Source organism: Paenibacillus xylanivorans, from assembly GCF_001280595.1.
Taxonomy (GTDB): Bacteria; Bacillota; Bacilli; order Paenibacillales; family Paenibacillaceae; genus Paenibacillus; species Paenibacillus xylanivorans.
The window spans coordinates 261473-283965 of the sequence record NZ_LITU01000083.1 but is presented as its reverse complement, the minus strand read 5'-3'; the positions used below and the strand labels follow the sequence as shown (position 1 = coordinate 283965).

19 protein-coding genes are annotated in these 22493 nt (G+C 46.2%); 3 read left to right on the top strand and 16 right to left on the bottom strand.

All coding sequences use genetic code 11. The features are described from left to right. Positions 1 to 14 precede the first annotated feature (14 nt). Together aroQ and AMS66_RS30850 are read right to left on the bottom strand one after the other, a co-directional pair. A complete protein-coding gene (aroQ, locus tag AMS66_RS30855) occupies positions 15 to 458 on the bottom strand; it encodes a type II 3-dehydroquinate dehydratase (protein WP_053784400.1) in 444 nt (147 codons plus the stop codon). A gap of 77 nt (positions 459 to 535) precedes the next feature. Beyond that, positions 536 to 1114, bottom strand: coding sequence for a YqhR family membrane protein (locus AMS66_RS30850; protein WP_053784399.1), 579 nt, complete (start codon positions 1112 to 1114; stop codon positions 536 to 538). Between the two features lie 216 nt (positions 1115 to 1330). On the opposite strand from AMS66_RS30850, the gene AMS66_RS30845 reads away from it, so the two are divergent. Together AMS66_RS30845 and AMS66_RS30840 are read left to right on the top strand one after the other, a co-directional pair. Beyond that, on the top strand, positions 1331 to 2323 hold the full coding sequence (locus tag AMS66_RS30845; protein WP_053784398.1) for a DUF1385 domain-containing protein: 993 nt from the start codon (positions 1331 to 1333) through the stop codon (positions 2321 to 2323). Positions 2324 to 2328: 5 nt separating this feature from the next. After that, positions 2329 to 2661: a hypothetical protein gene (locus AMS66_RS30840; protein ID WP_053784397.1), complete on the top strand. Its 333-nt coding sequence runs from the start codon at positions 2329 to 2331 to the stop codon at positions 2659 to 2661. A gap of 67 nt (positions 2662 to 2728) precedes the next feature. Here the strand turns inward: AMS66_RS30840 and AMS66_RS30835 are convergent, their stop codons facing one another. The 3 genes from AMS66_RS30835 to mntR all read right to left on the bottom strand — a co-directional run bounded on the left by AMS66_RS30835 (position 2729) and on the right by mntR (position 6056). Further along, positions 2729 to 3730, bottom strand: a complete 1002-nt coding sequence (locus AMS66_RS30835) for a patatin-like phospholipase family protein (protein WP_053784521.1) — start codon at positions 3728 to 3730, stop codon at positions 2729 to 2731. A gap of 84 nt (positions 3731 to 3814) precedes the next feature. Continuing rightward, positions 3815 to 5419 (bottom strand): family 10 glycosylhydrolase, encoded by a 1605-nt coding sequence (locus AMS66_RS30830; protein ID WP_053784396.1) that lies wholly within the window; start codon positions 5417 to 5419, stop codon positions 3815 to 3817. A 208-nt stretch (positions 5420 to 5627) separates the two neighbouring features. Then, a complete protein-coding gene (gene mntR / locus AMS66_RS30825) occupies positions 5628 to 6056 on the bottom strand; it encodes a transcriptional regulator MntR (protein ID WP_053784395.1) in 429 nt (142 codons plus the stop codon). Between the two features lie 231 nt (positions 6057 to 6287). Between mntR and splB the strand changes: the two genes are divergently transcribed. Next, positions 6288 to 7358, top strand: coding sequence for a spore photoproduct lyase (splB, locus tag AMS66_RS30820; protein ID WP_053784394.1), 1071 nt, complete (start codon positions 6288 to 6290; stop codon positions 7356 to 7358). Between the two features lie 142 nt (positions 7359 to 7500). Here the strand turns inward: splB and AMS66_RS30815 are convergent, their stop codons facing one another. From AMS66_RS30815 to AMS66_RS30765, 11 genes are all read right to left on the bottom strand, one after another. Beyond that, positions 7501 to 8214 (bottom strand): cytochrome c biogenesis CcdA family protein, encoded by a 714-nt coding sequence (locus AMS66_RS30815; protein ID WP_024631017.1) that lies wholly within the window; start codon positions 8212 to 8214, stop codon positions 7501 to 7503. A gap of 47 nt (positions 8215 to 8261) precedes the next feature. Then, positions 8262 to 9065, bottom strand: coding sequence for a metal ABC transporter permease (locus tag AMS66_RS30810; protein WP_024631018.1), 804 nt, complete (start codon positions 9063 to 9065; stop codon positions 8262 to 8264). A 50-nt stretch (positions 9066 to 9115) separates the two neighbouring features. Further along, complete coding sequence (locus tag AMS66_RS30805) at positions 9116 to 9892, bottom strand: metal ABC transporter ATP-binding protein (RefSeq protein WP_236703697.1); 777 nt, start codon at positions 9890 to 9892, stop codon at positions 9116 to 9118. 37 nt (positions 9893 to 9929) lie between these two features. Then, positions 9930 to 10919, bottom strand: a complete 990-nt coding sequence (locus tag AMS66_RS30800) for a metal ABC transporter solute-binding protein, Zn/Mn family (RefSeq protein WP_053784392.1) — start codon at positions 10917 to 10919, stop codon at positions 9930 to 9932. A gap of 312 nt (positions 10920 to 11231) precedes the next feature. Beyond that, positions 11232 to 13283: a methionine--tRNA ligase gene (gene metG / locus AMS66_RS30795; protein ID WP_082350970.1), complete on the bottom strand. Its 2052-nt coding sequence runs from the start codon at positions 13281 to 13283 to the stop codon at positions 11232 to 11234. A 417-nt stretch (positions 13284 to 13700) separates the two neighbouring features. Then, positions 13701 to 13952, bottom strand: coding sequence for a membrane protein insertion efficiency factor YidD (yidD, locus tag AMS66_RS30790; RefSeq protein ID WP_053784390.1), 252 nt, complete (start codon positions 13950 to 13952; stop codon positions 13701 to 13703). A 2-nt stretch (positions 13953 to 13954) separates the two neighbouring features. Further along, entirely contained in the window at positions 13955 to 14419 is a 465-nt protein-coding gene (locus AMS66_RS30785; RefSeq protein ID WP_024631023.1) for a Fur family transcriptional regulator, read from the bottom strand. A gap of 373 nt (positions 14420 to 14792) precedes the next feature. Continuing rightward, positions 14793 to 17045, bottom strand: coding sequence for a stalk domain-containing protein (locus tag AMS66_RS30780; protein WP_053784389.1), 2253 nt, complete (start codon positions 17043 to 17045; stop codon positions 14793 to 14795). 279 nt (positions 17046 to 17324) lie between these two features. Further along, complete coding sequence (nagZ, locus tag AMS66_RS30775; RefSeq protein WP_053784388.1) at positions 17325 to 18989, bottom strand: beta-N-acetylhexosaminidase; 1665 nt, start codon at positions 18987 to 18989, stop codon at positions 17325 to 17327. 13 nt (positions 18990 to 19002) lie between these two features. Next, entirely contained in the window at positions 19003 to 20637 is a 1635-nt protein-coding gene (locus AMS66_RS30770; RefSeq protein ID WP_053784387.1) for a response regulator, read from the bottom strand. Beyond that, the gene (locus AMS66_RS30765) at positions 20634 to 22475 is read right to left on the bottom strand and encodes a cache domain-containing sensor histidine kinase (protein WP_053784386.1); all 1842 of its coding nucleotides are present in this window, start codon (positions 22473 to 22475) and stop codon (positions 20634 to 20636) included. The genes AMS66_RS30770 and AMS66_RS30765 overlap by 4 nt, the downstream gene beginning before the upstream one ends. Positions 22476 to 22493 lie beyond the last annotated feature (18 nt).

Below are 22493 nucleotides of genomic sequence, written 5' to 3'. Positions count from 1 at the left end.
CCCGGGTCCCCGGCTCAGGTTTGTTTGTCCAGATGACGCACGAGAGCCAGTAGTCCCAGTTCATAGCTTACTTCGCCAAATCCGGCAATCTGCCCGATTGTTTCTGCAGCAATAACTGAATGATGTCTGAACGCTTCGCGTGCATGAATATTGGATAGATGTACTTCTACCGTAGGAACTTTTACGGCATTGATGGCATCACGCACAGCATAACTGTAATGGGTCAACGCTCCGGCATTCAGCATGATTCCGTCTGCATCGCCCATCGCTACATGAATGCGATCAATGATGTCCCCTTCGTGATTGGATTGATAAAAAGCGATGGAGATGCCCAGCTCCTCTGCCTGTCTGCGAATTTTGTCCTCAATATCCTTCAGACTAAGCGTTCCATAGATGCCGGGTTCACGTACGCCGAGCATGTTCAGGTTCGGGCCATTGATTACAACAATCCGTTTCATAGCTGCTCCACCCTTTCTGCAAATAACCATCTGCTATTTTAACACAGCCATTGCCGGATTGAGAAGCTTTTTTGCGGCTATGCTCCCGCTTGCTCTGGCTCACGTTTCCGTTCATCCGTGAACTCCATGGTTACGGTGTAACCAATAAACAGCCCCCACAGCAAAAAGAAACAAAATTCTGTAATGATGGAATCCCAAGTTAAGCGGTTTAAGGGCTTCACCATATCCAGTTTGGGACCTACCAGAACAAAGATAATGAGCCACCATACGATGCCGTAGACCATGCCAGGAATCGGGCCTTTTAATTTTTTTAAGGTGAACGTGTAGATCAGCGAGGCGATAAGAGAAAAGACAATAAAAAACAGCCAACCGGTCAAATGTCCTGCTGCAGTATATATAAAATTGTGTTTGAAAAACGGTTCAGCCAAAAATCCTAATGGCACAATTGTGAAATGAAGCAGATAGAACAGCCAATGCAAGCCTCCCCAAATAAAACCCGCGAAAAAACCAAGTTCCACTGCAAAAGGTAACGGCTTGGTAAAATAATGTGCTTGGTCTTGCCGCTGGGTAGGACGCCTGCCCCGGTCCTTTTGCTCTCCTTTGTCAGCACGTTGATTTTCCTTATCTGATGTGCGTTCACCGGTATACTCTGCCATCGATATTCTCCTTCACAATCAGTTTGCAAAACCTACGGTTAAATCTCCATTTTTGTCCTAACTCTACCGGGTAGTATGTACAAATCAGGACAAAGTTAACAACATCGTCCTTGGATCGACTCGCAAACTAGAAATTGCTCTCAAAATTCGATACAATAGGGTTATTAAAGAGCCTTCGACCATGAAGGCCTAGAACAGAATAGGAAGGTGAATAATTTGCCTCAACAATCCAAGCCTGTCAGCTACGGGGGGCAAGCTGTCATTGAGGGCGTAATGTTCGGCGGTAAACATGTCAACGTTACAGCTGTCCGAAGAAAAGACGGCGAAATTACGTATCTGGAAGTTCCCAAGCAAGACAAGTCCTGGGTCATGAAATTGCGGCGGATTCCACTACTTCGCGGGATTGTCAGCATTATAGATTCAAGCGTCAAAGGAAGCAAACATCTCAATTATTCTGCTGACGCATATGCTGATGATGAACTGGAACCTGAAGAAAAAGCAAAGCAAAAAGAAAAAGAAGGCTCAGGTTGGAGCCTTAGCATGATTATCGGCGTCACTGCAGTAGCCATCCTTTCGTTCCTATTTGGTAAAATTGTGCTTACATTGTTGCCGGTTGTTATTGAGAATTTTTTGTTCAAAAATGCATTCGACAATCAGTTTCTGCATAATTTACTGGAAGGCGGAATTAAGCTGATACTGTTGCTTGCCTATCTGTGGCTGATCTCCCAGACACCGATGATTAAACGTCTGTTCCAATACCATGGAGCAGAACATAAAGTCATTAGTGCTCACGAAGCCGGAGAAGAGCTAACACCAGAAAATGTGCAGAAGTATAGCCGTCTGCATTATCGTTGCGGAAGCAGTTTTATTATGCTGACTGTCATTATCGGCGTATTTTTGTACTCGCTCTTCACATACGATAACCTCTGGGAACGTATGGGACAGCGTTTGCTGTTGTTGCCGGTCGTACTTGGTATTTCATTCGAATTATTGAAGTTGACCAACTCGGTACGTGACATCCCTGTACTTCGTTATCTCGGATATCCGGGGCTGTGGCTGCAATTGCTGACAACCAAAGAGCCAACGAATGAACAGGTAGAAGTATCCATTGCTTCGTTTAACCGTATGCGTGAGTTGGATGCCAGACTCGCAAACGTATCCGCCACGTCGGAAGTTCCTGTTGCAACACTTGATCCTGTGAAAGGGTGAATGATATGAACAAGCAGGCAATCATATTTTGGACGTTCATCGCACTCGCTGCTATTGGAATCTTGACTAGGCTGGGAAGTGGAGGTATATCTCAAATTATCATCCCCCTCGTCGTGTTCGGAGTTGTGTTCCTGCTCTATAAGTATCCGCCCCGCCGTTGGGCACGCAAGACATCGTCACCGAAGATCAAACCATCGGCTAAAACCATGGCTAAAGTTAATGCGCAGTCAGGCACTCGAAAAAGTAGCGGTTCTTCCAAAAAACGCAAGGATTATCCTTTCCAAGTGATTCAGGGACAAAAGGGTAAAAGTGATGAGGATGTACCTAAGTATCACTAAAGCGCTAATATCGGCGAAACACACAGAAAAGCAATTCTCCAAACAGCGGAGAATTGCTTTTTCATTTTTATACAGGAGTCAGCGGCGGGTTCTCCGCTTGTTTCTTTCTTAGCTCTCGTGTCTGTTTGTCCAGCTGTTCACCATATATCTTCGTATTCCATCCACTGAAAAATTCAGTACCGGCGGTGACCCCGGATTGATATAAAGCTGTACTGTCCTGTACGGAAAGGTTAAACTCCGTAGGTTTAATTCCAAGGGTAGGGATTTTCACAGTACGGAATCGATTGATCTGTTCGATATATCGTTCGTCGTGAGCAGTAAGCATCGTTTCTACCAAAGCTTGAAGCATACTTAGAGGACCCCTGATTCTTGCTGGCTCTCCTTCAGTTTTACCAACCATTTTAAAACCGACCACAGGGATGATGTCTCCTCCACGTTCTGTACGCTCTCCATCAAACAGCCAGAGCGGAAAATTGCTCAATAAAGCGCCATCGACGATGTAAACAAACTGGTCCGCAAAACGTAAACCTTTGGATAAGATCGGGGATCTGCGAATAGCCACCGGGTCAAAGAAATAGGGGATGCTGCAACTCATGCGTACGGCCTTAGCTACCTCCAGTTTCGAAGGATCTATTCCGAATCGTTTGATATCATCTGGCAGCACCAAAATAGTACCATTGGAAATGTCGGATGCAATAATTAATAACTTCCCTGGAGGCAGATCTGCAAACGTCCGAACCCCCTTTTTTTTCAGCATATCCCGAATCCAGCATTCCAGCGCTTCCCCAGAATATAACCCTTTCTTCAAAAACAGCCTTGCTGCGGGTCCAATCCACTTGGTATCAAATATGGGAGAACGTCGCAGCAGCGAAGCAAACGGCGTATTCTCGATAATGCCTTTCATCTCTTCCGCCCGATAGCCAGCAGCTAGCAAAGCAGCTACGATGGAACCCGATGACGTGCCGGCTACGCGATTGAACTCGACACCGTGATCCTCTGCACCCTTTACGGCGCCGGCGAGTGAAATCCCCTTTACGCCGCCGCCTTCAAAAACTCCATTAATCAACACAATAAAACCCCCGTTCTCCAGGCAGTCCATGCTACTACTGCCACTGTATGAGAACAGGGGTTGGTCTTATTACGTTAAAATGTTTTACAGTCCATAATAGCCTTTTAATTTGGCAATCAAGCCAAGTGGATTTTTCGTCAGATACTGTGAGCTGAAGAAAATATCACCTTTCACCGTATCATATTTCTCATTATATATAAGCTGATCAATGATCTCCTGTGAGGTCTGCCACCCGATTTCCGGTGTGCCCAGCTTGTAAGGAGAGTGACCAATATACAATTTCACATCGGTATTTGCAACTTCATTGGCCCACCAGTCAACCACTTTATCATATCGTGCTGCACTTAGTGTCATGCTCCAGTACACTTGGGGTGCAACATAGTCAATCCACTCCTGTTTGATCCACGTCCGCACATCGGCATTCATGCTATCATAAGCGGTTACTCCGGCTTTTGTATCCGAACCTGTCATATCAACCGATTTGTTACGCCACACACCAAATGGGCTAATGCCATATTGGACGCCAGCTTTCACCTTGTGGATGTTCTCTCCAAGCTGCTTGACGAATTGATTAATGTTATCCCGGCGCCATTCCGCACGGTCACTCGTATTCAATGTGTTGTATGCTTTGAAAGCCGCATCATCATTAAACGACACATTGGATGGATAGAAATAATCATCCAGATGTACACCATCAATATCATACTGATTGACCACTTCCATGATGGTATCCATAATATGCTGTCTCGCTTCCGGAATGCCCGGATTAATATACAATTTGCCTGACGCATTAACAATCCAGTCCGGGTGAAGCTTGGATACATGATTGGCTGCGAGCCCGGTTGTAGTTGCCGAATTGGTAGCCCGGAAAGGGTTGAACCAGGCATGGAACTCAAGGCCACGTTTGTGAGCTTCCTCAATCATGAATGCAAGTGGATCATACCCGGGATCTTTCCCCTGTGTTCCTGTCAGTACGCTATTCCACGGTACAAGACCTGATGGATAGATCGCATCGCCATTAGCCCGCACCTGAACAAATACAGCGTTGATTCCCATATCCTTCAACGTATCGAGCTGCTGAATGAACTCCAGCTTTTGTTTCTCCACATTTCCTTTGGCACCAGATGAAGGCCAGTCTCCATTTACAGTCGAAATCCAGGCGCCTCGCATCTCATCTGTACTTGGCGTGGTCCCCGTTCCTCCAGGTTCTGCTGGTGTTACAGGGGTAGGGTCAGGGGCAGGGGCATTGCCTGTGGTCAAATCAATGGTCTGCGCAGACTGGTTCCAGGTAACCTGGATTCCAAGATTCTCACTGACGAATCGAATCGGTACCATGACACGACCTTGCTTCAATTCTACCGATGCATCAAGATCAACCACGGCACCCTCCACAGTTGCCTGCTGGCGTCCATTCGTCATTGTAATGACCGAATCGGATTTCTTGATTGTAACGGTGCGCGTAGCCTGTGACCAAAGCACAGATGCACCCAGACCTTCGCTAATGACACGCAGGGGAACCATCGTTACATTTACTTTGGGTAAAATGTAAGGTGAAACATCCGATTCCAATCGTTGACCATCCAAATAAATGACAATTTCCTTTTGACTAGCTGCCTGCGCTGTTAGTCCTGCAGTTTGTAAACCCAGAACAAAAATAAGCAGCAAGATCAATCCTTTACGAAGCTTCATCAGTGCAATCCTCCAAAATAATTATAAATTCGCGGCAAATTCTGCTAGTTTAATAGACGCTCCTAAGGATTGTTTAGTTGCGAATAATCGCCAAATTTTGGTCAAAAAAAGCAAAAGGACGCTCCCTACCTTTTTAACGGCAGGTGCATCCTTTGATTTTTGAATGGATTTGCATTGCATTTTTCCAGGTGAGTAAAGGTTTGCAAACTTAGGATTCGGTATTGCTTATAACTTCCTGAATACTTTTCAGATCACGCAATCGATTCTCATCCTGACGGAAATATTCAACCAAAGACTCGATGCAGGTAATGGAATCCCAACTCAGATGGTGTTCAATTCCTTCGACATCCTGATAAATATTTTCCTCTTGAACACCAATCGTCGTCAAAAATTGTTCAAGCAGATGATGGCGCTCCATCAAACGTTTGCCCATCTTTTTGCCTTTTGGCGTAAGCACTAGCCCGCGGTACTTCTCATAGATTAGGTACTCGTCTTTGTCCAGCTTTTGGATCATCTTCGTCACCGATGAAGGATGCACTTCCAAACCTTCAGCTATATCAGACACACGAGCATAGCCCTTTTCATCAATTAATTTGTAAATACGCTCCAAATAATCTTCCATACTGGGCGTTGGCATCTGCTTCCCTCTCTTCTCTCTGACCGGCAATATTCTTGCCTGGTCCCTATCTTATAATGATACATGTTATCAATACGCATTGGCAAGTCCTGCACAATTCATTCACTATTTACTGTCCATAAAGCGTTTTCAGGCCTCATTTTCCGTTAGCATTGCGCAAGTATTGGCAAGGGTGACTTATCCCCAAACGAGGCAAACTAAGCAAGGTTCCGGATTGAAAGGAGTGATTTCGTGAGTACAAGTGTAGCGCATCCACCCGTTCGTAAAGTAAAAGGTACTAAACCCTTTATTCCCGATTTGGTGTATTTTGAACCCGGTGCGCTGGAATATGAGAAAGGTAAACGGATTATGGAATGGGTCACCTCCAGAGATATTCCATATCAGATGACGACATCCCATAATCGAATCACCAATCTCCCCGGTGAGACGGAACAGGAAAAGTATCGAATGGCCAAGCGAACCCTTGTCGTTGGCGTGCGTAAAACACTTAAGTTTGACCAATCGAAGCCCTCAGCCGAATATGCCATTCCCATCTCCACAGGCTGTATGGGCCACTGTCATTATTGTTATCTTCAAACGACACTTGGGGCCAAGCCCTATGTCCGTGTCTATGTAAACACCGAAGAGATCATTCAGGCTGCCAAAGGTTACATTGAGGAACGTGCTCCTGAAATTACCCGTTTCGAAGCGGCTTGTACATCCGATCCCGTAGGACTGGAGCATATTACGGGAAACCTTGGTGACCTGATTCGTTTTATGGCAGATGAGGAGCACGGGCGACTTCGCTTTGTAACCAAATATCATCATGTTGAGCCTTTATTAAACATCAAGCATAACGGACACACTCGTATCCGCTTCAGTGTGAATTCCGATTACGTTATCAAAAACTTTGAGCCAGCCACCTCGCGGTTTGAAGAGCGTATTGAAGCCGCAGGCAAAATAGCTCATGCCGGTTATCCGCTCGGTTTCATTATTGCCCCAATCATGTGGTACGACGGATGGGAAGAAGGATATAGCGAGCTTTTACAAAAGCTTGCCGATACACTTCCTGAAGACGCAACCAAGGATTTAACCTTTGAGATGATCCAGCACCGTTTTACTAAAACGGCAAAAGCCACCATTGAGAAGCGATACCCCAAAACCAAGCTCGAGATGGATATCGAAAAGCGAAAAATGAAATGGGGCCGCTGGGGCCAGTATAAATATGTGTATAAGGATGATCAACAGGATGCCCTGCGCGAGTTTATTACTGAACGCATTTTTGAGCATTTCCCACTGGCCAACATTGATTATTTCACCTAAGCGTAGCACCGCCCTCTTTTATTAGAAAGCGTTTGATTAAAAAAGCAGGTTACATGAGCCAGAATCGTTCTGGTTTCCATGTAGCCTGCTTTATACTTATTTAAAATAATTGTTGAGTAAAACAAAAAAACTCGTTGCTGTGCTAAATAATCATCCAATCGGGTGTAATTTGCTGTAGCCAAATCGTGATTTTTGTCATCTGATCCGTGAATAACAGAACCCCAAGGAACAACATTAATGCGCCCCCGGCTTTCATCATAATATTGGAATAACGCAAGATCCATCGTGTAGAACCGATGAAAAAGGCCAGAATGAAAAACGGTAGCGCAAATCCGGCCGTATACCCCGTAATCAATGCCAACCAGGTTGTTGGTTCGCTTGCAGCCATTGCGATGATGGCAGTCAAGATCGGTCCAATACAAGGCGACCAGCCTGCCGAGAAACCAATGCCAAAAATAAATGAGCCCAAGTAGCCCGCCGGTTTCCATTTCATATCCATCTTACGCTCTTTCATCAGAAACTGTGGTTTGAACAACCCCAGCAAGAATAAACCCATTAACATAATCAAGATAGCGGATAATTGACGAATGAGATCACGGTTATCATTGAAAAATTGACCAAACAATCCGGCTCCCAGCCCCAACGAATAAAACACAGCCGAGAAGCCCAAAATAAACGCCAGCGTATGAGTCAATGTCTTGAAACGAACTTCACGCTGATTGCGTTCATCCTTCAACCGTTGTACCGTCATACCCGTAATATAAGAAAGGTACGAAGGATACAGTGGAAGACAGCAAGGCGATATAAATGAAGCTAATCCTGCTACAAAAGCCAGCCACACATTAACATCAGGCATGAAGCGGATATCTCCCTTCCCTGGGGCTCACTTGCTCACGTTCAGAATCAGGCTCGGAACCCTTTTTTTCCAATCATCGTAAGAATCAGCATCATGATAAGCAAAAGTACAATCGTTGCTCCTGGTGCAAGGTTCCAGATCCCGGCCACAACCAGTCCAATAACCACTGCTATTTCACCAATGACCACGGACAATATAATCGCCGATTTGAAACTTCGTGCCATGAGCAAGCTTACAGCTACCGGAATGGTCAGCAAGGCGGATACCAGCAAGGCGCCCACGATTTTGATCGCCGTACTAATGACAAGGGCTGTCATCACGGTAATCAGCATATTCAGCAGTTTCACAGGCAATCCGGTAACAGCTGCGGCATCTTCCTCAAAGCTGAGCAGGAAAAACTCCTTATGTAACAATGCTACAACGATGACCACGATCAGCGTTACCACACCAACCAGTTTCAAATCCGTGGAGTCTAGTGTATAAATACTGCCGAAAAGGTAACTCATAACATCTGTATTATATCCTTTGCCCAGCGTGAAGAACAACGAAGCCAGCGCCACTCCACCGGACATGATGATCGCAATCGATAATTCGGCGTAACTCTTGTACGCCTTGCGCAGTTTTTCTATCGCAAATGATGCGAGCACGGCAAAAATAAGACCCACCGCTATCGGATACACTTCAATCAGGAATCCGAGTGCAACACCGGCAATAGTCACATGAGACAGGGTATCCCCGATCATGGATAAACGCCGCAGCACCAGGAACAATCCGATCAATGGTGCAGTGATGCCGATTAGCAGTCCCCCCGCCAGTGCCCGCTGAAAAAAATCACTCATTAAAATTTCCAAAACACACACGACTCCTTCGGCCTTGCTCTAATCTGGTTGCGCACACGCGTCTAACGTACCTGGGTGGTGGTATGCTGCAAATTCGTCTCGGCACAGTCTTCCACCTCATGGGAATGACGGACATGGAAATGTATCTTTCCGTTCGTCACCGCTGCTTTGGAACCGAGATAACTCTCCATCCGGTCCATATCATGTGATACCATCAAAAATGTCATCCGGTGGTGTTCATGCATATGGGTAATGAGTTCGAAAAAGCTCGCCTGGGATTCGGCATCAATGCCCACCGTCGGTTCATCCAGAATCAGCAGATCAGGGTGATTAATAAGCGCCCGTGCCAAAAACACACGCTGTTGCTGTCCGCCGGACAGTTGTCCGATCCGTTTGTTCGCTAGATCCTCGATCCTCATCACTTGCAGGGCATCTGTGCACTGCTGCTGACATTTACGAGACATGCGACGGAACATATTCTTGTTGTTGTACAAGCCGGACATCACGACTTCCCGTACCGTTGCAGGGAACAATGGGTTAAACGCATTTTTTTGCGGAACATAACCAATTCGTTCCCAATCCTTGAATCGGCGGATCGACTGTCCAAATAATTTGATATCCCCCTCGGCTGGGGGCAACAGTCCAACCAGCATTCGCAGCAATGTCGTTTTGCCTGCCCCGTTTGAACCGATAATCCCGACAAAATCCCTTTCCTGGACCATAAAATCAAGATTTTCGATCACTCGCTGGTCCCCGTAGGAAAATGATAGTTTCTCGATCTCTATGATTGGATCATGACACAATGGCATGATTTGCTGCATGGCAAAGCCGCCCTTCATTATATATAAGGATTGCAAACGAATCCTTCAGTCTATCTTATTTTAATGCGATCAGCAGATTTTGCAAATTTTTCTCCATCAGGGTGAAATAATCATCCCCATTTGTGGCCTGTTCTTTGGTTAAACCTTCTACAGGATTCAGGACCATCGTCTCTACACCCGCTTCATTGGCAAGGGTTTTCGCCAATTTGTCAGATACCAGCTCTTCGAAGAAAATGTATTTAATCCCTTCATCCTTCACGAGCTTAGCCAACTTCACAATATCTTGACCTGTGGGCTCCGCATCTGGAGAAAGTCCCATAATGGCATGCTGGGTCAAACCATAATCACGTGCAAGGTATCCAAAGGCTTGGTGTGATACGACAATTTCCTTGTTGGGTACGTTGGACAATTCATCCGTAAAGTGCTGATCCAGTGTTTCCAGCTTGGTCCGCAGCTCTTCGTAGCGTTGTTCATATCCTTCTTTATGTGCAGGGTCTACTTCAACCAAGCTGTTTTTGATGTTCTCAGCCATTACCATTGCCGACTTCGGACTTACCCACGTATGAGGGTCCACATGATGGTCCGCAATGTCCTCTGCGTTAGCTTCATCTGCATGTTCGTCGCTATGTTCATCGACCTGTTCTTCACCATGACCGTGTCCATCATCACCTTCAGCAGTCAATAGAGTAACCCCTTCACTTACTGCAACTGATTTCACCTTGGTATCGCTATTCAGTGACTTCAGGAAGTTGGGGACCCATCCTTCCAGACCTGCACCATTGTATAGGAACAACTGGGCTTTGGATGTATTCACAATATCTTGGCTCTTCGGCGTCCAGTCATGTGGTTCAACACCTGTGGGCAGCAAATTAATGACATTCGCATCTTCCCCGCCAATTGTCGAAGTAAACGCATAGACAGGATAGAAGCTCGTGATCACATTCACTTTACCTTCCACCAGCTTTGCACTCTCCGAATTATTCTGACCGCATGCCGACAATATGAGCAAACTAAGAACAAGCAGACCACTGAGCAATAATTTCATATGTCCTCTTCTACCTGTCGCTAGAGTCCGGTTTACCTGGTCTAGATTTCTTCCAATATAAAATTTCACTAGTATTCACTCCGCATCTCTTAATCGTAAACATTACTGAAAGAATTATAGGTAACCTGCACGAACTTGTCAAGCCGCTCTGTCCTATTCATTCTTTCCTTGAGCACGGAGTTCATAACAGTATATGCTTGTTTTCTTCGCCTCAGATGCGATTTCATCCAAAATAAAAAGTGACCCGATTCGCATCGAGCCACCTTCTATTACCGCTATATAAACCATATCCTTGGTTACACCGTCAAAGTCTTATTTCACTTGTGCACCATTAGGCATATTATCAGGTACTGTTGCCAGTGTAAGCTGGTCTCCATGGGATGCGGCCAGGATCATGCCCTGGGACAGTTCACCGCGCAATTTCACAGGCTTAAGGTTCGTCACACAGATGACTTTACGTCCAATCATATCTTCAGGAGAATAAAACTTCGCAATTCCCGAGACAACCTGACGTTGCTCATAGCCCAGATCCAACTGCAGCTTCAGCAATTTATCGGCTTTTTTGACCGGTTCACAGGCAATAACCTGAGCAACGCGCAGTTCCACCTTAGCGAAATCGTCAATGCCTATTTCCTCTTTTCCTTCGGGTGCTGTGACAGGTTGAGCGGCTTCCGAAGAGCCTCCAGCATCAGCTTGAGCTGCCTCATGCTGCGCTTCAGCTTTTTTGCCTCCAGTCATCGCTTCTGCAATATAAGCAATCTCCTGTTCAGAGTCCAAACGTGGGAAGATCGGGTCACCCTTCTGCAAAGCGTTGCCAGCCGGAATAACGCCCCATTGCTTCGCTGAATCCCAGGCCGTCAGTTCACCTTCCTGAATGCCGAGCTGTTCCCAGATTTTGCGCGGAGCACGTGTCAGGAACGGCTGCAAGAGGATGGAAGCAATCCGTAAGCTTTCAATCAGATGCGACATTACCGATGCCAGTTCATTCCGTTTCGCTTCATCACGAGCCAGAGCCCAAGGCTGAGTCTCGTCAATGTATTTGTTGCTGCGGCTCACAAACTGACTGATCGCTGTCAACGCTACGGAAAATTGCAGATTTTCCATGGCCTGCTCCACTTTCTCCACAACAGCAAGACCTGCTTCTTCAAGAGATGAATCAAATTCGGTCACACCGGAAGTAAACTCAGGCGCTCTGCCTTCGAAATATTTGTCCACCATGGCTACCGTACGATTCAACAGGTTTCCAAGGTCATTTGCCAGGTCGGAGTTCACACGCTCTACAAAGCTTTCTGGAGTAAACGTACCATCTGAACCAAATGGAACTTCACGCAGCAGGTAATAACGAAGTGCATCCAGACCATAACGGTCGATCAGGGTCACCGGGTCAACGACATTGCCTTTGGATTTGGACATTTTGCCGTCTTTCATCAACAGCCAGCCGTGAGCGAATACTTTCTTCGGTAAAGGTAGATCCAGTGCCATCAGCATAATCGGCCAGTAAATCGTATGGAAACGAACAATTTCCTTGCCTACCAGATGCACATCCGCTGGCCAGAATTTGTTGTACAGCGATTCGTCGGATGATCCATAACCAAGAGCTGTAATATAGTTGGATAACGCATCAATCCATACGTACACAACGTGTTTCGGATCACCTTTAACTTTGACGCCCCATTCGAAAGTTGTCCGCGATACGGCCAAGTCTTCCAGACCCGGCTTGATGAAGTTGTTAATCATTTCATTTTTACGTGACTCCGGCTGAATAAAACCTGGATTCTCTTCATAATATTTCAGCAAACGATCGGCATACTTGCTCATCCGGAAGAAGTAGGATTCTTCTTTTACCAGCTCCACCGGATGTCCGCTATCTGGACTTTTGGCCGAGATAATCTCGCCCTTGTCATTCTTCTCCACATCAACCAGCTGGGTTTCCGTGTAGTAGGTCTCATCCGGGATACTGTACCAGCCTTCGTACTCACCCTTGTAGATATCCCCTTGTTTCAATAAACGGTCAAAGATATCCTGTACCACTGTTTTGTGGCGCTCTTCCGTAGTCCGAATGAAGTCGTCATTAGAGATGTCCAGCTTGCTCCACAGTTCCTTGATACCCACAACGATGTCGTCGATAAAGGCTTGTGGCGACTGTCCTTTCTCTTGTGCCTTACGCTCAATCTTCTGACCATGCTCATCGGTTCCTGTCAGATAGTGAACAGCATAACCGCGCAGACGTTTGTAACGAACCATGGCATCACCCGCCACAGTCGTGTATGCGTGTCCGATATGCAGTTTGTCACTCGGATAATAAATCGGTGTTGTCAGATAAAATGTTTTTTGATCAGCCATAAATGACTTCTCCTCCTTCATATGGTCCTGCATTTTCATTGCTTGCTTTTGCCTAAAAAAAGAACACAAAAAACTCCCGTCCCTATATGGGACGAGAGTTGCTCTCACGTGTTACCACCCAAATTCCCCGTGCTTTTCACAAACCACAGGCTCTGCCGGTCCTTCGACCGCCCATTAACGCTGGATCACGCCTCAGCCTTACGACAGCCCGTTCTAAATCAACGTCTGCACGCTCGAAAGAGGTTCCTCCGGGACCATATTCCGTCCTCCTCCCAGACCGGTTCTCAGCTCATCCGGCTCTCTGCACTGGGGGTGTGTCTGTACTTATCCCTTCACTGGAAATCATTATACGAAAAATATACTGAAATACTGCCTCCTTTGTCAAGTGGACAGCAACTCTTAAATCAACTCAATCCTGCAAAAACGACCATTGGCTCGTTAATCGGATACCATCACAGACTTTTCTGCCTTCGGTGGCACCAAATCCACTCCACCTGGATGGAACGGATGGCATTTCGCAATGCGCTTAGCCGCAAGCAGTGACCCTTTGAGCGCACCGTGCACCTCAATTGCCTCCATAGCGTAAGCCGAGCAGGTAGGATAGAAACGACACGTCGGCGGCTTCAATGGAGAGATATAGCTGCGATACACCCGAATGGGAGCCTGAACCAATCTGCGGGATAACTTCATCGTCAGTGCTTCCCGTGAGTGTGCTGATGTCCGGATGACGCTTTGGCTGGCATATGTTCGGCACAGTCCTTACAGTACCCGAAAACTTCAAATTTATGATCGACGACCTGGAATTGCTCAGGCGCATCTGCAAGCTGCATCGGGCAAAAAACGATTGGATATGTCTTTTGGCATTTCAGACAAATCATATGGTGGTGGTGATGATCCTCACTGCAATGTGCTCTGAACTTCACCCCATCTTCAAAGATGACCTGCTCCAGTACACCCAATTCCTGCATGACACGCAAATTCCGGTACACCGTGTCAAAACTCAGTCCGCTGTAAGTCTTACCCATATATTCATAGACGTCCTTGGGTGTCAAATACCCGGGGGATTCGGCAAATAACCGGGCCAGTGTCTTCCGCTGATCCGTAATGCGGAGCCCCTGCGAGGACATGGTTGTAATAATCTGTTCTGTCGACAGCATGACCTATAGCACCTCCTGTCATACGAGCATTCTGCATAAATCCAAAAAGAGAATTCAATTCAGCAACACCTATTCGAAATGGGTCTATCCGTCTAGGTATTGTACCCGTTAGCGTGTGAAATCAAATTATGCAAAATGCTGATACTTATGCTTGATTTATATACTACTAATAATGCCTTAAATGAAGTTCATAGTCAACGAACGAACCTAGGCCCGCGTATTCTACAGTCACAATGAAAAAGGACCCCATGAACATGGAGTCCTTTCCTGACGGTTCAGATGTTTAATCCTTCGGGCGACTTTTGGGGTGACAGGATATATAGCATATAAGCTTTCACTCCAAACCGTCCGTTCCTGGTGACAGGTGAAACAATTACTTCTCTGTCGGAAGCGGTGTGAACAGCAGGTTTACCGGCAGATTGCTTCCCGGTGCTGCAGAGAACAGAATCGTTACACTTTGACCATACGAGCCTGTACGATAGAGTACACTTTGTTCATTTGGTGCGCTTACGGATTTGCCGTTCGATATCTGTACAACTTCTCCATTAACGAGCGCAACACCCGAGTATTTACCACCACGTGGGTTGAACGAGATCAATGTGCGTGGAGCCACATTATTCAGTGTAATTTTGTACAGTACACCGAAGTTACCCGCGTTAGAAGCATCTGTGTATGCCATTGGATCTGTTCCGACCAGATTCGGGTCACTTGCATTATCCCCGAGTGGCAAACGAGCAGGCTTCGAACCTACTTCTTGGTCGTACGTAATGATACGGGTTGCATTCGGGTATGTTCCCCGATTATGCACACCATCACGATCCAAAACAGGCAATGTGGACCACACCGTCATCGGATCTTTATTCTCATCAATCATAATGATATTGTAATCCAGTTCATAGTCACTGAATACATCCGAGTACAAGGAGATGACTTGACCCTGTTTCATAGGGAGAACACTCAATTCGGTCAGAATTAGCTTGCTCTCTCCAGGCTGGATGTACACTTTCTTTTGTCCTGTGCCGTTCTGTATAGACTGGAACCAGCGATCAATGGACAATTTACCTGCCGCAGTTGCTATTGGTGACGGACCTGCAAAGCCCATGTTTTGCTGTTCAATGGATGCCGTATATGCATTGTTGTTTGTCGCAACAACATACATTTTCACGTTTTTACCTGTGTTGTTCACATGGTGAATCATGAAACGCGTTTGTCCAAAGGAAGATTCCTTATAAACAATACCTTCTGTATTAACGGTTTCCGGGCTGTTACTACGAATCAGCAAACTTGGCTCGTCGTAATATGTGAAAGGTATTTTCTCAATCGATGGTACTCCGCTACCGTCGAAGCTAAACTTCTCGCCTACTGGTGTAAACAGCTGATTAAAATCAGACATGGTGTACAGCGTTTCACCTGTGATGTTCACCGTCTTGGTATAGCTGTTACTAGCACCATGTTTGTCCGTAACAGTAATCGTTACCGTCTTTGGTCCCGGAACAAAGAATGCCAGAGCATTGTTTTCCCATTCGGTTTTCACAATGGCATTTTCATCATCGGTGCTTTGATCAATGTATGTGATCTTTTCACCCATTTTGTACTCTTCCTTGTCTGTCATAAACATCGCTACAGGAGGAAGATTTGGTTTCTGAACCTGAATCGTTACAGAGTACGGATCACTCCATTGTCCGCTCGAATCCTGGACAGCATACGTTACCGTATATGTACCTGGTTGGTCAAACGAATCCTGACGACCAGTCCAGCGTTCGTCTACGATGTCCATTCCCTTGGGAGAGCTGGATTTAGTGTTGTATGTTACAGTGTCTCCTGCAAAAATCTCTTTTTGTACTGTGAAGCTGGCTACCGGTTTGGTACTCAGGTTCAGTACAACAGTCTTGGCAGACTGATTCACTTTATAAGTAATGTTGAGTGCCTGAGTAATCGACGTCAGTGGCACCATGAACGTATTTTTTTGTTGATAGGCAGGGCCCTTCATCGTTCTGGATTTACCGTTAACAGTGTAAATGCTACTATTTGTTTTGAAGCGAAGCTCATCTTCGCCGCTAATAATAATGGTTTCTTTGGTTGTATTGTCATATTTCACTTCATAACCAACCCGATCAACCAATGCGCGGATCGCTACATAAGATACGCCATTTTTAACAGCCATCGGCTGTCCGGCAAGATATGTTTTGCCGTCTTGCACCATTTTGTTGCTGTTCATATAAAGTGTCAGATCTCCGCCTTTACTTCCGGCTACAGATTGACCGCTTGTAGATGGTTGCTCAACCTCAACTGGAGTCGTAGGTAGTGTTGTTTCCTCTTCCGAACCCTCTTCATCAGCAGGGTCTGTAACAGGGTCAACCGGAGTAACGTCTGTACCTGTAGGTACATCGGTCACCGGGTTTGTTCCTTCGACTGCATCGGTATCAGACTTGGTATCTGACCCGGACTTTACATCCGATTCCGATATGGTTTGTTCTTTCTTCACAACCTCCACGGATTTAACGTTGGCTGTATTTGCTGTTGTTGTATCACTTTGATCAGCTGCCAGTGCATTCGCTGGAATCGCTGCAAACGCTTGGAATACAGCTAAAGCGGTAAGTATGGATAATTTCTTCTTCAAATTCATTCTTTGTCTTTGGCTCCTTCTGCTCCCATTTTATAAATATCCCCCTCAAAAAGTCATACTATTAGACGCTTACTACCGGGAAAAGTTGCTAAAAATACTTTATAAGAATTGTAAACTTTTAATTGAGCGAAAATACTATGAAAATAGTTATCTATTATACTTTCGATTTGGAGTGAAATCGGCTTTTAAACCCACCGCAAAAATCCAATAAAAAAAATCCCTCCAGGACATGGTTGAATAAGCACCATGTTACAGAGAGATTTAGGGGTTTCGAACTTGCTAATGCAAACTGACGGGCAAGCTTCCTGTTGGCTGCAATTCACCTGTTAAGACAAGGGACAATGCGCGAACCACTGCAGGAGTGTTCTCGTACGTACATACATAACTTCCAGGCGTCGGAATCTCCAATAGATCATATGGATTACGCAATGCGACCACAATCAGGGAATACTTCTCACTAAGTTTTTCAACCAAATGCTGTTGCCCTTTCGGAAGATGGCCTGCAGAAGTGTAAGTACATACGATGATCTGATCTCCCTCCGACACATTTTTCAGTATCCGGTCCGCTTCATCATAAGTCGGCTGTGTCGTTATTTTGTGCTCCCGAACTCCGCCCCTCAGCTGCGATAACGCCACACCAAGTGAATCTGTATGAGACCATGGTTCATCCACTTCTGTCCGCTGCACAACCTCGGGCCAGATGACATACACATCCTTTTCAGGGTCTAAGGGAAGCAATCCATCATTATGAACTACAGTAATGCTGTTGGAGGCAATCTCATCCAACGTGGATTCAATTGAGGCCAGCGACCTTGGTAATTCATCCTTCTCTTTTGTTGAGAAAGCGACACCATCTTCATCATCAGATCCATTGGGTACAGCATCATCCTCTTCCATGGAAACAAACGTATGCTCCCACTGACCACAGCGTGCTGTCTTCCATGAAAGGATACGTTCCAATGCCTGGTTAATGGTTGCTTCAGCAATTCGCCCAGTGCGAACTGCTTCCACAACTGCTTCCACAGCAGAAACTTGATCTTGCAGTGTGTGACTGACCAGAATTAGATCAGCCCCTGCCTCCACGGCACGAATGGCTGCCTCGGCCACTCCATATGGCTTGGATATCGCATGCATTTCCAGACAGTCTGTAATAATAATGCCGTCAAAGCCCATTTCTTCGCGTAATAGACCCGTCAATACTTTACGAGACAATGTAGCTGGAATCGGCTCCGGTTCAATCGTCGGGAAGATAACGTGAGCAGTCATAATGGCATCCACTCCGGCCTCAATCGCCCGACGGAACGGCAGAAGCTCCACCTGCTCCAGTCTGTTACGTTCATGAGGTACAGTGACCATACCGAGATGCGAATCTACTGCTGTATCTCCATGTCCAGGAAAATGTTTGGCTGTCGCAGCAACGCCTCGGGACTGATATCCTTTGATGGCTGCTGCACCATGAGCAGCTACGCTCTCCGCATTCTCGCCATAGGAACGCACGCCGATGACCGGGTTCAGAATGTTATTATTCACGTCTACCACTGGAGCAAGGTTCATATCAATACCGATGCTTTTCAACTCATGACCTAGAATTTGGGCACATTCGAGGGTATACGCCGGATTGCCGGTTGCGCCGAGCGCCATATTTCCCGGCACCTGGGTCACTCCCTCCTTGTCAATCCGGGCCACCATGCCTCCCTCTTGATCCACGGAAATCATCAGAGGCAATTCCCCTGCTTCAGCCGCAATCGCTTGCAATTCAGCAGACAATTGATTCAACTGGTCTACGCTCTCCACATTCCGTCTGAAATAAATGACGCCTCCAACATGGTAATCACGGATTAGTTGATTGATCTGTTCATCCGCATGCTGTCCATGGAATCCACACATAAACATCTGTCCTACCCGCTGTTCCAACGAAAGCTGATCGATCGAATTCATACGCATGCTTTCCTCCCCATTATGAACCTGCTCTTTGGTTTGACCTGAATTCTGATGGTTTCATGTGAAAATGTTTATGGAACACTTTAGAGAAATATCGCCGTTCCTTATATCCCGTCGCTTCTCCGATGGCTGTAATACTCCATTCCGTTGTACTTAATAATAAGGCTGCGCTCTCCATCCGCTTATGGGTCATATATTCAACAAAGGTTACACCCATCTGATTTTTGAACAGCTGGCAAAAGTAGCCCGGACTGATTCCGAGCCAATCAGCTACCTCATCAATACCCAGATCACATTCCAGCCTGGCGTTCATATACTCGCACGCAGACGTGATTAGTTCAGATACAGAAGGGCGAGGCGTACTTTTCTTATCATGACAAGCAAAAGCAAGTGCCTCCGCCAGTTCGATTAATTCCTTGATGGAAGTTGCTGAATGTAATGCACTCCAGAAATGCATTTCGTCTTGTTCAGCCATGACATGTACTTCGCGCAATTCTCGAAGCATATGTACAAGCAAAAAACGCAGGCTGTTTTCAGCTATGCCGTCCAGCGCACTCTTATGCTCGTTCATCCGATGTTTGAGCGTAACGAGCAGGTCAATCAATCCCTGTTTGTTTCCCTGTCTGATCCAGCGGGTGATCAAGTCCAAATCTTCTTTTGTAATCCACATTGTTGCCCTTCTGGAAGGTTCTTTGGATGATATGTTGGACTGCTCAGCAGTTTCTGATTCCAGCGCATCGCTGCGCTGATTAGAATCATTCATGATCAGCAATCGTTGACAGTGCCGGTATCGCTCAGCCATCTGATCATCCAGCTTCACAGGCATAACATCCTGAATGACCCTTGTCTTCATACCTGAACCCGGCTCAAACGTTGCATCTAATTCCAACAGAACCTGTTGAGCCAATGCATCGGTCTGCAGTCTCCATTCATCTGACGCCTCCACCAACATGCACCATTCTCCCTTACGGGCCGAAATTAGCAGCGTTCCTTCACAGATCCGGTCTGTAATCTCCCTAAGCCTCGAACGGATCATTCCATGCCAGCTTTGGTGCCGGGCCCCAGACCACCCAATCGAATGCTTGAAATAACCCGACACATCGATAAGCAGCAGGATATACCGTAGCGAGGATGCCTGTGTTTCCGGGGAAGAAGGAGGGAAAGGAAATAACGAGTCCTCCTCTTTTCGCATCAGATCAATAATATGTTTGTGCTTTACCCATACTTCCATCTCCGATTTGCGGTGGCGTTCTGCCTCCATTTCCAATCGTTTCTTCTGAATCTGACTAGCAAGCTCACGCAATTTATGTTCGAGATCCAGGTAATCGATTGGCTTGCATATGTATTCATGGACATTGTAACGAATGGCCGTACGGGCATATTCGAACTGCTGATATCCTGTCAGCAAAATAATCTCGCAAGTTTCACCTTGTTCCCGCAATATTCGAATTAGTTCAAGACCATCCATGGAGGGCATGCGAATATCACACAACATGATATCAGGGTGATATTCTTCAACTTTATCCAGTGCTTCTGACCCACTTCTGGCCGTACCCACAATTTCAATGCCCATGTCTTCCCACGGCAAAATAAAACTTAAATTCTCCAAAATCGGCAGCTCATCGTCAACCAGCAACGCGGTTAGATTCATTCATCTTCCCCCTGCTCATATTGTGGAATAATACATTGAATAATGGTGCCATACCCCGGAGATGAACATATAAACACCCCGTATGCGGCGCCATATTGAATCCGTATCCGATCTGCCACACTTCTTAATCCCAGCCCTCGGCGCTCTGCCATTGAAGACAGGGGCTTCGTCCCCTCTGCCATGATGTATTCAGGTGGGTCTTCTGCCATGTATTCGAATCGAGCCAACATTTCCTGGGGAATACCGATACCATTATCCTCAACTCGCAGCACCAGATTATTTCGTTCCACAAATGCGCTGATCCGAAGTACACCCTGATATTCAATGCCCTCAAACCCATGCTGAATACTATTTTCCACAAGAGGTTGGAGGGTTAGCTTAAGCATGGATGATGTGTACAGATGAGATGGAATGTCGATCTCATAACGGAATAAATCACTGAATCTGTAATGCTGGATCTCAAGATAGCTCTGCAAGTGCCTTAGCTCCTCACTGAGCGAAATTTCCTCCTGATCCTGAATGCTGATTCGCAGCATATTGCCAAGACGCGTCACCATTTCACTTACTTTACGCCCTTCTCCCCTCATGGCTAGTCCGTTAATGGACTCCAGTGTATTAAATAGAAAATGAGGTTTGATCTGGGCTTGAAGCACGCGCAGTTCTGCCTTGGCCTTCTGTTGCTGCTCTGCACGCACACGTCGGAAGAGGCCTCCGATGCGATCCAGTAATTCATTGAACCCTTGGGCGAGCAACTGCATCTCGTCAAAGCCACTTCCTTCAACCCGGGCATTAAAGTCCCCGTCATCTACACGTCTCATGAATCGTACGAGAACCGCAATGTTACCTGTAATCCTATTCATGAAGAACACATTGAAAACCATCGCAGCAAGCAGACACAGCAGAATGATGATAATCGACCAGCCTGCGAACACATTCGTCTCTGCGGATAACGCTTCCCATGAAGTGACACTGACCAGACTCCAGTTATAGTTTTTCAGATGATATTGTGAAATGATGCTTTCACTGCCATCGAACACTGCTCTGGTGCTGCTGAACCCCGGTCCGTAAATTCCAGAACGCACACCCAGATTCTCCATCTTCTCTCCGCTGTATCGTCCGGAAGGATCGTATACGATCAGACCCTCTTCATTGATCAGCAGAAACGAAGTATCTTGTGCAGGATCACTTATTTTCAAATGGCGGAAGATGCGGTCCATCTCCCCCTTTTTAATCTGAACGACCAGGACCCCGATATTCTGAAAATAACTGAGTTCCTTGACCAACCGAATCTGAGTAAAGACAGGCTCTACGCCCGTCAGTTCAGGATATTCCAGAGGGGCCAGCCATTTGGGTACGCCGTTGAGTTCCTGGATTTCTTTGAATATTGGATGAACTTTAAATTGTTGAAAAGGAAGCGCTTGAAAGTTTTCCTTCGTAAATATAGAGACAATCTGGTTATCCTGAGACGAACGCGAACGCAAATCATACAAAAAGGCATAACTGATAAAAGGGTAGTTGTATAAAAGGGAACGGAAATTACGCTGGCTGGCATTCAGCGACAATTGATTACCGGTTCCAAGATCCTGTTTGCTCGGATCTTTGGCGTTCAAGGCCATCTGGAACACCGATGTGGCAATGCCGTTGTCCGTGACATTGTTGATCTGCTGAAAAACATTCTCGATATTATAGCTAATCGCCTGGAGTGCATATTCAGACTGCTGATTATATTTTTTCTCAATCGTATGTGATGTGACCAAGAACATGCCGATTCCAAGCGTGCACATCGGTACAATGATGAGCAACAGAAATGCCATGGCCAGCTTCATCCGCAAGTTCATTTCCCGTTCTCCCTATAT